General features: G+C 46.7%; 14 protein-coding genes. 1 reads left to right on the top strand and 13 read right to left on the bottom strand.

The window, feature by feature from the left end; translation table 11 throughout:
- Positions 1-537: 537 nt before the first annotated feature.
- The 8 genes from ABMB67_RS22850 to ABMB67_RS22815 form a co-directional block, all read right to left on the bottom strand.
- The gene (locus ABMB67_RS22850) at positions 538-1,044 is read right to left on the bottom strand and encodes a metallophosphoesterase family protein (protein WP_354573428.1); all 507 of its coding nucleotides are present in this window, start codon (positions 1,042-1,044) and stop codon (positions 538-540) included.
- A 12-nt stretch (positions 1,045-1,056) separates the two neighbouring features.
- Entirely contained in the window at positions 1,057-1,653 is a 597-nt protein-coding gene (locus ABMB67_RS22845; RefSeq protein ID WP_354573426.1) for an XTP/dITP diphosphatase, read from the bottom strand.
- Positions 1,650-2,405: a ribonuclease PH gene (rph, locus tag ABMB67_RS22840; protein WP_354573425.1), complete on the bottom strand. Its 756-nt coding sequence runs from the start codon at positions 2,403-2,405 to the stop codon at positions 1,650-1,652. The genes ABMB67_RS22845 and rph overlap by 4 nt, the downstream gene beginning before the upstream one ends.
- 283 nt (positions 2,406-2,688) lie before the next feature.
- Positions 2,689-3,747 carry a GerMN domain-containing protein gene (locus ABMB67_RS22835; RefSeq protein ID WP_354573424.1) on the bottom strand — a complete coding sequence of 353 codons (1,059 nt, stop codon included), beginning with the start codon at positions 3,745-3,747 and terminating at the stop codon, positions 2,689-2,691.
- Positions 3,748-3,870: 123 nt separating this feature from the next.
- Entirely contained in the window at positions 3,871-4,671 is an 801-nt protein-coding gene (gene racE, locus ABMB67_RS22830; protein WP_251224714.1) for a glutamate racemase, read from the bottom strand.
- A 50-nt stretch (positions 4,672-4,721) separates the two neighbouring features.
- Positions 4,722-5,162 carry a MarR family winged helix-turn-helix transcriptional regulator gene (locus tag ABMB67_RS22825; RefSeq protein ID WP_251224713.1) on the bottom strand — a complete coding sequence of 147 codons (441 nt, stop codon included), beginning with the start codon at positions 5,160-5,162 and terminating at the stop codon, positions 4,722-4,724.
- Positions 5,163-5,362: 200 nt separating this feature from the next.
- On the bottom strand, positions 5,363-7,081 hold the full coding sequence (ptsP, locus tag ABMB67_RS22820) for a phosphoenolpyruvate--protein phosphotransferase (protein WP_354573423.1): 1,719 nt from the start codon (positions 7,079-7,081) through the stop codon (positions 5,363-5,365).
- The gene (locus tag ABMB67_RS22815; protein WP_251224711.1) at positions 7,081-7,344 is read right to left on the bottom strand and encodes a phosphocarrier protein HPr; all 264 of its coding nucleotides are present in this window, start codon (positions 7,342-7,344) and stop codon (positions 7,081-7,083) included. Before ABMB67_RS22815 ends, ptsP begins: the two co-directional genes overlap by 1 nt.
- A gap of 427 nt (positions 7,345-7,771) precedes the next feature.
- On the opposite strand from ABMB67_RS22815, the gene ABMB67_RS22810 reads away from it, so the two are divergent.
- Positions 7,772-7,996 carry a helix-turn-helix domain-containing protein gene (locus ABMB67_RS22810; protein WP_251224710.1) on the top strand — a complete coding sequence of 75 codons (225 nt, stop codon included), beginning with the start codon at positions 7,772-7,774 and terminating at the stop codon, positions 7,994-7,996.
- A gap of 180 nt (positions 7,997-8,176) precedes the next feature.
- Here ABMB67_RS22810 and ABMB67_RS22805 read toward each other — a convergent pair whose 3' ends face one another.
- From ABMB67_RS22805 to ABMB67_RS22785, 5 genes are all read right to left on the bottom strand, one after another.
- Positions 8,177-8,635 (bottom strand): acyl-CoA thioesterase, encoded by a 459-nt coding sequence (locus ABMB67_RS22805; RefSeq protein WP_354573422.1) that lies wholly within the window; start codon positions 8,633-8,635, stop codon positions 8,177-8,179.
- Positions 8,636-8,764: 129 nt separating this feature from the next.
- Positions 8,765-9,514, bottom strand: coding sequence for a succinate dehydrogenase iron-sulfur subunit (gene sdhB, locus ABMB67_RS22800; protein WP_251192431.1), 750 nt, complete (start codon positions 9,512-9,514; stop codon positions 8,765-8,767).
- Positions 9,511-11,280, bottom strand: coding sequence for a succinate dehydrogenase flavoprotein subunit (sdhA, locus tag ABMB67_RS22795; protein ID WP_251224708.1), 1,770 nt, complete (start codon positions 11,278-11,280; stop codon positions 9,511-9,513). Before sdhA ends, sdhB begins: the two co-directional genes overlap by 4 nt.
- A 20-nt stretch (positions 11,281-11,300) precedes the next feature.
- Positions 11,301-11,933 (bottom strand): succinate dehydrogenase cytochrome b558 subunit, encoded by a 633-nt coding sequence (locus ABMB67_RS22790; RefSeq protein ID WP_251224707.1) that lies wholly within the window; start codon positions 11,931-11,933, stop codon positions 11,301-11,303.
- Positions 11,934-12,116: 183 nt separating this feature from the next.
- Positions 12,117-12,351 (bottom strand): hypothetical protein (locus ABMB67_RS22785; protein ID WP_354573420.1); only part of this gene is annotated, 235 nt, incomplete at its 5' end.

Raw genomic sequence — 12,351 nt, 5'->3', positions numbered from 1 at the left:
TGAGGTTTTACCACTAAACTACACCCGCACGTTTTTAATATTATCCTCTTATTTTCAGCACGCAACTGGCATGCCTCTTCCTCTTCTCGCTTACCTTCGATGCTTCTTGCGTCGAGGCAACTCGGGGGCTTTTCGTCGATGCGTCGCTCGTGGCTGAGGTTTTACCACTAAACTACACCCGCACGTTTTTAATATTATCCTCTTATTTTCAGCACGCAACTGGCATGCCTCTTCCTCTTCTCGCTTACCCTTCGATGCTTCTTGCGTCGAGGCAACTCGGGGGCTTTTCGTCGATGCGTCGCTCGTGGCTGAGGTTTTACCACTAAACTACACCCACATATTAGTATTATTTTATTCCTATTGGTTTCAGCACGCAACTGGCATGCCATACTTTTCTTCAGGACAGTTAATTTCCCGACGACATTTATAACTATACAGAAGTCTTGTGGGGTTGTCAATAGTTATTTTCCAATTGGAAGAGATGTCTCAAAAGAGGATAAATCGCCCTTTTAAGACATCTTCGAATGGCTATCCCTTTTATAACGGAAAGGAGTAAATCATATCTTCGACCACATCTCCGTCTTTTGTATAGAAGGTGACAATCGTCTCGGTCTCTGTACGTTCGCAAAGACAATAAGTCCCTTCCTTCCTGTCCCGCGGCAGACGGATGCTTCCTGGATTAATGTAAATAACATCATTTTCCTTGAAGGCCGTGGCGACATGTGAATGACCAAAGCAGGCGATATGCGCGCCTACTTCCTCGGCCCGGTAGCTTAGTGTGACATAGGTCATTTTAACGTTGTATTTATGACCATGTGTGGCATAGAGGGCCACCCCCTGAACCGTCTCGCTCCATTCATCGGGAAACGGACTGGCATCACAGTTTCCTCTGACGACTATTGCCTGCTGAAGAGCCTGATGCTGTTCAGGAAGTTCGGAATCACCGCAATGCAGGACGAGATCGACTTCAGCCCGATGCCTTGAAATGATCGCCTCTACCTCTTCTACCAGGCCATGGCTGTCACTTAAGATCAATGCTTTCATACCATCTCCTCCTTACTCCCAGTCTGACCGATTTGCTGTAAGCTGCTTCATCGCCTCAGCCCGATGGCTGACACGATTTTTCTCCTGCGGGGAAAGCTCTGCCATCGTTTTTTTCAGCTCAGGGACGTAAAAAATCGGATCATAGCCAAACCCGTTTTCACCAGATGGTCTCAGCGCAATCTCTCCCTCACAAAACCCTTCGTAGTACCGAGTCACCTTGTTTGGACTTGCCACCGCAATTACGCACACGAAGCGGGCGGTTCGCTCCTCTTGGGGAACTCCCTGCAACTCAGCCAGCACTTTTTCGTTATTTGCCTGATCATCCTTATCAGGGCCTGCATAGCGCGCTGAGTAAATGCCAGGTCTCCCATCAAGTGCATCAACAACGAGTCCGGAATCATCGGCCAAAACGGTCTTGCCAAAGGCTGCCGCGATCGCTTCCGCCTTCTTTGCCGCATTTTCACGAAAGCTGTGTCCATCCTCGATGATCTCCGGTATTTCCGGAAAATCAAGCAACGAACGGATTTCCCAGTCTAATGGAGCGAATAACTGCTGAAAATCCTTTACTTTTCCAGCGTTCTTTGTTGCAATGACTACTTCCCGCTTCATTCCTCTTTCTCCTTCTGACCAATTCGCGCGGCAATTTCTCCAAGAATTTCTCTTTGTTTCATGATCAACGAATCGATGCCACCCTCCGCCAAATCAAGCAGCTTGTCCAGCTGAGCCCGGGAAAACGTTGCTTCCTCCCCGGTTCCCTGCAACTCAATCAGCTGATGCTCTCCTGTCATCACCACATTCATATCAACTTCCGCGGCGGCGTCTTCGATATAGCATAAATCAAGCAGCTCGCCTTGCTCTTTCATGACGCCGACAGAAATCGCCGCCAGAAAATCAACAATCGGCCATTCCTTCATTTTACCAGCCTTCATCGCTTTTTCCATCGCCAGAGCGAGGGCGACGAACGCGCCGGTAATCGAAGCCGTTCGTGTGCCGCCATCTGCCTGAATTACATCACAGTCAATCCAGATCGTTCGTTCTCCGATTTTCGATAAGTCGATAACGGCCCGAAGCGAACGGCCGATCAACCGTTGAATTTCCATCGTCCGCCCCGACACTTTTCCCTTTGAGGACTCTCGAATATTCCGCTGTTCGGTCGCGCGAGGAAGCATCGCATATTCAGCGGTGATCCAGCCTTTTCCCTGACCGCGTAAAAAAGGAGGAACTCGATCCTCAATACTTGCCGTACAAATGACCTTTGTTTCTCCCATAGAAATCAGCACCGATCCTTCCGGGTGCTTAACAAAGTGTGGAATGATCTCCACACGTCGTAGTTCATGATTTGCCCGTCCGTCCGTTCTCATCATTTGCCTCCTCAATCTACCGTTCATTCGTTTTATGTAATAAGGATAAGAAGGGGTTGTCCCAAAAGCTCAGCTTTGGGCCAACCCCTTTTCTTGTAGGCCACATTAAGGTTGGACAGCGGCAGCGCGTCTGCTTCACGACAGCCGGAAGCCTTCGCTCGCTGCTTCGGGGGTGTGGCAAAAGAAAATAAATTCTTTGCCACACCCCCTTCTTATTACATTTCATCACTATTATAAAGAAAAGTGCTGCCTTCGTCCAATTTCCCTCGTTCTGCAATGGAATTTAGTAGCTGCCCGTATTGACAAGTTCCGGGCGGGATACAGGCTGGACAGCTTCCCCTGTTTCAGCAAGAACATTCGCTTCACCATTTACTTCGATCGCGACCGTTTCAATCCCCTCTTGTTCGGTTAACGTCAGGGCGAGCATGTTCAACACTTCTGTTGAGACAGCTGTTGCTTGCAGCTCGCTTAGAATATCTTCATTGAAATTCAGCGTTACGACGCCGTTTTCATAGCTTGGTTCATCCTGCAAGGCGACACCTTGTCTGAAATCAGATAACAGCTGGGAATGAGGAGAAGGACCGCGAAGAAGCTCTGTCACGGCAGCAGTCAGTGAATCGCTCTCCATTGAAACACGGCGTGTGACCGGAACATAATAGGAGTTGTCTCCATTCTGGGCGAGAAAGTAAAGGGTTACCCCTTTACTATTTACAATATCTGTAACGGAATCCGCCTCGATATTAATCCCGTCAGAGCGGCTGACTCCCTCTCCGATCGGTGTGCCGTTGACCGGCATCATTTCCTGTTCATAACCGTTAATGCGGATTTGAACTTTCTCTACATTATCAAATTGTGTCAGCGTCCATGTAATCGCCTGAAGAATCTGCAGCTCTTCTGCCGGATCATATTCTTTAAATTCATTTGAAAAATCAGCTACAGCGACCCCGTCCTCCGTTAAATTCACGTCAACCGCCGTTCCGGCTGGAATGACAGCTTTAAAACCGTTCGGAAGCAGCTCTGTAATCGGCCCGCCATCTACTAAATATTCAAGAGATTGCTTTAACACCCCATCTGTTTTTGGTAGGGTCAATGTTTGCGGAACAACCATTCCATTCGCATCAATTAAGTAAAGCTCCCGCTGAACCGTTTCTGTTGGAACTTCGCTTTCCGCGCTTTCCTCTTCAACCGGCTCCTCGACTCCCGCTTCCTCTAAATCAAGTGATTCATTTTCATCGACATAATTGACTGGCGGTGTATCCATCTCCTGCATCACTTCATTTGAACCAAAAGAACAAGCTGACATAATGATCAGCAACGTAAACATCAATAGTACTCTACGCATCATTTTCCCTCCCAAGATGGTTTGTACTAAATGTATACGAGCTGTTAAAAAAGAATAGACCATCTTTTCACAAGAAAAAACGCCCTGGCGGATTGAATAAACCCACCGGGGCATCTTTTTTTCTTATTCTCCTAGCTGAATCGTCTCCACATGACCGACGTCGATTTCCATCCACTGATCCGCTAAACGCTTGAACCGTTTCGCATCTCCGGTCGTGTAGAAATGGTGCTGAGGCTGCCGGTCATCAACGTAAAGAAGATTCTTATGATAAAGCAGGCTGCTCACTTCCCGCGCTGTTTCATCGCCCGAGGAAATCAGTTCAATGTCAGGGCCGACACGTTCACGGATCACTTCCCGCAGCAGCGGATAATGAGTACAGCCTAAAATCAACGTATCAAAGCCCTTTTCATCGAGCGGTGTTAAAGCCTGATCGACTGTTCGCACAGCCTCATCCCCCGAGAACACCCCTCTCTCTACTAGCGGAACAAAAGGAGGACAGGCAAGACTATCAACCTTTACTTCACTATTAATCGCTTTTAACGCTTTTTCGTAGGCGCCGCTTGATATCGTACCAGCCGTGCCGATCACAGCGACATGATCGCGCTTTGTGACCTTCAAGGCGCTGATTGCCCCGGGATGAACAACGCCGATTACCGGAATCGCCAATTCCCGTTTCACTTCTTCCAGCACTACAGCCGCTGCCGTATTACAGGCAATCACTAGCATCTTCATTTGCTCTTTCAAAAGGCGGTTGATCATTTCCCACGTAAATCTTCGAACATCCTCTGGATCACGCGGACCATATGGACAACGTGCCGAATCGCCGATATACACAATCTCTTCTTTCGGCAGCTGTCTCATAATCTCTTTCGCTACTGTTAGTCCGCCTAAGCCGGAATCTATTACCCCAATCGGTTTATCCAATCCTCTTCCCTCAATTTCTGTCTATTCTGTGCAGTTCAGCTTTTTATTGCTTATTTCACACGCATTGCCTTCATTTCATCGTGAAGCTTGTGCAGACTTTTCTCCAACGTATCAACTTCCTCCTGGGAAAAATCCGTTAAAATTTTTTCTAAATAATCCTGACGTTTCTTGATCACTTCTTCAATAATCGTCTGACCTTTTCTAAGCAGGTGAATCCGCACAACACGCCGGTCATTTTTATCTTTCACTCGTTCCACGAGTTCATTTTTTTCCATTCGATCAACGAGATCCGTCGTTGTACTACACGCTAAGTACATCTTTGCCGAAAGCTCTCCAATTGTCATGTCACCATTCTCATTCAGCCATTGCAAAGCGACAAATTGCGGTGGGGTAATCGGAAATTGCGTAAGAATGTCACGCCCTTTCTGCTTAACCATGTCAGCCACTCGACGTAATGAGCGTTCAATATGTTCAACCTGGCGATGGTCCATATTTGTTAGCGCACCTCTTTCATTATGAAGCTATTTTCATTATTGTCGCTGTTTTGAGGTCTAATTGCAAGAAGATCTATATGAAAAATCGCTGAACGATTTTTCTTAGGATATGTAAAGATGGAAGATGCGCCGCCCACGCCTCCCGAGAAAAAAAAAGCGGCCTGCCTTTTTTGCTTTATAAGGCGGCCACTTTTTCTTTACGTTGTTAAAAAGCGCTCTCTGACACGGCGTTCCACCTCGGCCGCACTGTCCAGCCCCAGCATCTCCTCAGCAAAGGAAGACAGCTCCTGCTGAGAAAGTCCCAGCAGCTGGCTCCGCGCCGGCAAAATGGAAGTCGCACTCATGCTTAATTCATCTAAACCGAGACCGAGTAAAAGCGGTATCGCCACTTCATCGCCGGCCATTTCCCCGCACATTCCAACCCATTTTCCTTCTTTATGGGCGGCGTCAACAACCATTTTCACTAAGCGCAAGATCGCCGGATGATACGGCTGATACAAATAGGAGACTTGTTCATTCATCCGGTCAGCCGCCATCGTGTACTGAATCAAATCATTTGTCCCGATGCTGAAGAAATCGACTTCCTTCGCAAATAAGTCCGCTGCGACAGCTGTTGACGGAATCTCAACCATAATGCCGAGCTCCACCTTATCAGCAACAGCAACTCCTTCGCTTCTAAGCCGCTCTTCCTCTTCTTTAAAAATCGCTTTCGCCTGCCGCACTTCCTCAAGCGTCGCAATCATCGGAAACATGACTTTTACATTACCAAAGGCGCTCGCCCGCAGTAATGCTCTAAGCTGCACGCGGAAGATCGATTGTTCTTCAAGACAGATCCTGATCGCCCGATAGCCTAAAAATGGATTCATTTCTTCCGGTAAATTCAAATAAGGAAGCTCTTTGTCTCCGCCGATATCAAGCGTGCGAATGATAACAGGCTTGTTGTCCATTCTTTCAACAACTTCCTTATACGCCTCAAACTGCTCCTCTTCAGACGGCAGCTCGCTGCGGCCCATATAAAGAAATTCCGTCCGGTACAAGCCAATCGCTTCCGCCCCATTTTTGAGAACACCGTTTAAATCCTTCGGCGTCCCGATATTGGCGGCCAGTTCAAGATGCTTTCCGTCCTTTGTCCGCGTCTGTTCTCCGGCAAGCTTGGCCCATTCCTGCTTCTGCTTAAGGAAGTCCTGACGCTTTTGCTCGTAATAGGCCTTTTCTTCCTCTGTCGGTTCGATGACGACCGTGCCTTCCGTTCCATCAATAATGACGGTCATTCCGCTCTTAATCTCTTCCGTCACCGTTTTCGCTCCGACCACAGCCGGAATCTCCAGCGAGCGGGACATGATAGCCGAGTGAGATGTTCTCCCGCCAATATTTGTGGCAAACCCTTTAATAAAGGCCGGGTTTAATTGCGCCGTATCAGACGGGGTCAAATCTTCGGCAATCACGATCATTTCCTCTGTCACAGCTGCTAAAGACTGTGTTTGAACACCGAGCAAGTGACCGAGCACGCGTTTGGAAACATCACGTATATCCGCCGCGCGCTCTTTCATATATTCATTTTCCATGTTCTCAAACATCTCAATAAACATCGAAGCGACTTCATTCATTGCGTACTCCGCATTTTGCTTCTCCGCTTCAATTTTTCCTGTGACAGCATCAACAAGCTCGGGATCACTCAAGACGAGCAGATGCGCCGCGAAAATCTCTGCTTTATCAGCTCCCAGCTCCTGTTCAGCCTTATCTTTAATGACAGTAAGCTCTTCCTTCGATTTTGCCACAGCGACCCGAAAGCGCTCAATCTCGGCGGTCGCATCCTGCACTTCTTTTTTTTCGATGTCCATTTTCGGTTCAACGTGCACGAAAGCTTTCGCGATGGCAATGCCGGCAGAAGCCCCGATGCCTGATAATTGCTTCATTATTCTCCTAACCCTTCTTTAATAACCTCTTCAATCCCTTTCAGCGCGTCGTCCGCGTCGCTGCCTTCCGCTTTAATCGTCACTTCTGCTCCCTGGCCCACGCCAAGAGACATGACGCCCATAATGGATTTAAGGTTCACCGTCTTCTGTTTATACGTCAGGGTAACATCAGAGGAATACTGACTTGCTTTATTGACGAGCTGTGTCGCTGGACGAGCATGAATTCCTGTTTCTGCTGTAATATGAAATGTTTTTTCTGCCATTGTACCTACCTCTTTCTTCAATTAAACAATTTTTTTAAGGCATACACACTTGTGTTAAAGTCGCCATTTATCACAAAAAACAGGCATGAGAAAAGAAACGCACATGATGAAAACAAAAGGATGCACTTAGTTGTAGCGTACCCCATCTGAGTCACATATACACTTCCTACTCATGCCTGATCGTATCAGTAACACGTATGTAGTCCTTTGTTGATAAATCGCTTACTTCTCAATAAGCAGTACCAGTATAGCATAACTGTTTTTCTTGTTTCAACAGATAACCTGTTACGCTTTTTTTCTATGTGTTCGAGGAGTTCTGACACATCAGTACGACGTGATACATATACTATCGAGACTAAAACCCTTCATCTCTCGGGGGTTTCATGATCCCCACCGCTCTCAGCCCGAGCAAGAAGGAGTGAACTCATTGAAAGGAGCAGAATTTGGACCTAAGCCTTTACTTACGAAAAGGGAACGCGAAGTATTCGAATTACTTGTTCAGGATAAGACGACAAAGGACATCGCACAAGAACTTTTCATAAGTGAAAAAACCGTACGAAATCACATTTCTAATACGATGCAAAAGCTTGGAGTCAAGGGGCGCTCTCAAGCGGTGATTGAATTGGTTAGACTAGGTGAACTCGAAATATAGCTTACGAATGATAGCATTTGTTTCAGGAAATGGGGCTGTCTCCAAGCTTTGCAACGAAACGGCGCATGACGTCTGCACGATCAGAGGCTGGGACAAAGGGTGGTTATACCTTTTGCCCGGCCTTCCCTTTTACTAATGGTAGGATGTTTCGATTTTTTGAGCCTGTTCCCCGTTTTTCAATCAAGAAAGATAAGGACGGAAAAGCGCTTTCATTTCTTCGTTCCACGGCAGCGACCGTTCTGTCTTTTTGTTCACTTGAACCATCGTTCCTCTTCCGGTCAAACAAATGTCCTCCCGCTCGTTCACGACGAGATAATGAAGCTCCATCGAAGAACGGCCGAGCTTTTCAATTTTCACCCCTACTTGTAATGCTTCCCCGAATTTAATTTGCCGGATATAATCGCAGTGCAAATCAGCCGTCACAATCATCGCATCGCTCTCACTCCCAGCCCATTCCTTCATGATTCCGACTTTCTCAAAAAGCGCGATCCGTCCCTCCTCAAAATAAATAAATACTCTCGTGTTATTGACATGGCCGAACGCATCCGTTTCGCTAAAACGTACTTTTACCGGTTGAAAAAAACGAAATGACGCCTTCCACGTCTCAAGGTCGCTAATATAGGCAGGTAGTCTTTTCATCAGCTTGATTCTCCTTCTATGATCAGGAATGAAAAAGGAGCCGCCCTAAAAGCAACTGCTTTCGGGCAACCCCTTTGAAATAGCGGAACCGGTCGCCCCAGTCCCTCTCCTTCCGTCCTTTAACCAGGCTTATGCACCAAAGAAGTTTTTAAAGGATTGGAGTGTTGTTGAACGGTTAAGTGCAGCAATCGAAGTCGTTAAAGGAATTCCCTTCGGACAAGATTGTACGCAGTTTTGTGAGTTCCCGCAGTTTGCAAGGCCACCGTCTCCCATGATGGTCTCAAGACGTTCTTCCTTATTCATTTCACCTGTTGGGTGAGCATTAAAGAGACGAACTTGAGAAAGTGGAGCCGGTCCGATGAAATCAGATTTGCTGTTTACATTCGGACATGCTTCAAGGCAGACGCCGCACGTCATACATTTTGACAGCTCATACGCCCATTGACGCTTCGATTCTGCCATCCGCGGCCCCGGGCCAAGGTCATACGTTCCATCAATCGGAATCCATGCTTTTACCTTCTTCAATGAGTCAAACATCCGGCTGCGGTCAACGACTAAATCGCGGACGACCGGGAATGTTTTCATCGGTTCAAGGCGAATCGGCTGCTCCAGCTGATCGACTAGCGCTGTGCATGATTGGCGCGGCTTGCCGTTAATAATCATCGAGCAGGCGCCGCACACTTCTTCCAGACAGTTCATTTCCCAGGCGATTGGCGTTGTTTGTTCCCCTTTTTTGTTTACCGGATTGCGTCGGAACTCCATTAACGCAGAAATAACATTCATATTAGGACGATATGGCACTTCAAATTCTTCTTCATAAGGAGTGCTGTTTGGATCGTCTTGTCGCATCACTTTGAATTGAATTGTTTTTTCACTCATGATTTCACAGCTCCTTGTTTCTTTTGTGAGTAATCACGCTTACGTGGCTTAATTAAAGATGTATCAACATCTTCATAAGTAAAGTCCGGAGCGTTTTTCTCTGCATTGTAGGTAGCTATTGTTGTTTTTAAGAATTCCTCATCATTACGTTCAGGGAAGTCCGGCTTATAGTGAGCCCCGCGGCTTTCGTTACGGTTATAGGCACCAAGAGTAATAACGCGGGCAAGGCTGAGCATGCCATCAAGCTGACGGGTAAAGGAAGCTCCTTGGTTGCTCCATTTTGCCGTATCGTTAATATTAATATTTTGATAGCGTTCCATAAGCTCTTGAATTTTTTCATCTGTTTTCAACAGCTTATCGTTGTAACGCACAACCGTTACGTTATCCGTCATCCATTCACCGAGCTCTTTATGAAGGATATACGCGTTTTCCGTTCCATCCATCTTTAGAATCCGGTCATATGCTTCCTGTTCCTTCTGAGTTTCCTGTTCAAAGAACGCGGAAGACATGCTGTCAGCGGTTTTTTCTAGGCCTTCCATATACTCAACAGCTTTCGGCCCCGCTACCATACCACCGTAAATCGCAGAAAGCAATGAATTTGCACCGAGACGGTTTGCGCCGTGCTGAGAATAGTCGCACTCTCCCGCCGCAAATAGCCCAGGAATGTTAGTCATTTGATCGTAATCAATCCACATGCCGCCCATTGAATAGTGAACAGCAGGGAAGATCTTCATCGGCACTTTACGAGGATCGTCGCCCATGAACTTTTCGTAAATTTCAATAATACCGCCGAGCTTAATATCAAGCTCTTTCGGATCTTTATGAGACAGATCGAGATAAACCATGTTTTCGCCGTTAATTCCAAGCTTCATATCGACGCAGACATGGAAAATTTCACGCGTAGCAATATCACGAGGGACGAGATTTCCATAAGCAGGATACTTTTCTTCAAGGAAATACCACGGCTTACCGTCCTTATACGTCCAGACACGTCCCCCTTCCCCACGAGCTGACTCACTCATCAGACGAAGCTTGTCATCTCCTGGAATAGCGGTTGGATGAATTTGAATGAACTCACCGTTAGCATAGCGTACACCTTGCTGATAAAGCTTTGATGCCGCATACCCTGTGTTAATAACAGAGTTCGTTGATTTTCCAAAGATAATTCCCGGACCACCTGTTGCCATAATAACGGCATCGGCAGGGAAATGACGGATTTCAGATGACTTCAAGTCCTGCGCTGTGATCCCGCGACAGGTTCCTTCATCATCGATCATCGCGGATAAAAATTCCCAGCCCTCATATTTCGTCACAAGTCCACTTACTTCATGACGACGTACTTGCTCATCAAGAGCATATAACAGCTGTTGACCAGTTGTTGCACCCGCAAAAGCTGTTCGGTGATGCTGTGTTCCCCCGAAACGGCGGAAATCAAGCAGACCTTCCGGCGTACGATTAAACATAACCCCCATACGGTCCATTAAATGAATAATGCCAGGCGCTGCTTCTGTCATTGCTTTAACCGGCGGCTGATTTGCTAAAAAGTCTCCGCCATATACTGTATCATCAAAGTGTTCCCACGGAGAATCCCCTTCACCTTTTGTATTCACGGCACCGTTAATTCCACCCTGCGCACAGACTGAGTGTGAACGTTTAACAGGAACCAATGAGAAGAGATCGACTGGAACCCCTTTTTCTGCTGCTTTAATTGTTGCCATCAGACCGGCTAGTCCGCCTCCGACAACAATAATTCTACCTTTACTCATAGTAGCCCACTCCTTATCTCTTAAATGTTTGCTAAGTCCGGATTAATAAACGCCAGGATCGCCCGAATACCTACTACTGTTAACAGAACGAAAATGGCCATCGTCACATAGGTTGTAATCTGTTGTGAGCGTGGTGTAACTGTAATTCCCCAAGACACGGCAAATGACCAAAGCCCATTCGCAAAGTGGAATGTCGCCGATACGACACCAATGATATAGAAGATAAGCATAAATGGACTACTTAAAATATCGGCCATCATATCGTAGTTTACTTCTGCTCTGCCTAAGGCATAGGCAATTCTTGTTTCCCATACATGCCATGCGATAAAAATTAAGAGAATGACACCGGAAATCCGCTGAAGAACAAACATCCAGTTACGGAAAAAACCATAGCGGCTTGCGTTATTATTCGCTTGGAACGCGATGTAAATTCCGTAAATGGCATGATAAAGAAGCGGTAAAAAGATGAGAAAAATTTCAAGCGCATACCTGAATGGCAGGCTTTCCATGAAGTGAGCCGCCTGGTTAAAAGCACTCGCTCCACGCGTCGCAAAATGGTTGACCACCAAATGCTGAACTAAAAATAATCCAACTGGAATAACACCAAGTAATGAATGTAACTTTCGATTAAAAAACTCACGATTACCAGCCATACTTTTCCCCCCACAAATGTTTTTGACCTATCCACTACTATTATTTTCTGCTTACTCTCTCTGTTTTTTCCGTATAGCTTGTACCTCCCCACCGCGACTTGTCGAGATATGGAATCATGCAAATTATGAAACTTTCCCAAAGTTTCTGTGAAAAAAAACCGACAATTTTATTGTACTCTCAACTCATACCCCAGTCAAGAAAACGTATACAGCCTTTTTAGCTGTCTCACACCGTTTAAAAAGCGCGATTTTGCAGCATTTTCCGCCGGCTTCGCTCGCTTGCGGAAGGAAGAGAAAACCACTCTTCCTTCCTTTAAAACCGTAAGCGGCTTCGCCTGGCGGGACGAAATCACTCAAAATGCCAAAACCGGGCTTCTCCGCCAGCTTCGCTCGCTTGCGGAAGGAAGAGAAAACCACT

The sequence above is a fragment of the Halalkalibacter oceani genome (genome assembly GCF_040544555.1).
GTDB classification, from domain to species: domain Bacteria; phylum Bacillota; class Bacilli; order Bacillales; family Bacillaceae_D; genus Halalkalibacter; species Halalkalibacter oceani.
The sequence above is the reverse complement of the archived record's forward strand: the minus strand, read 5'-3'. Positions and strand labels throughout refer to the sequence as shown.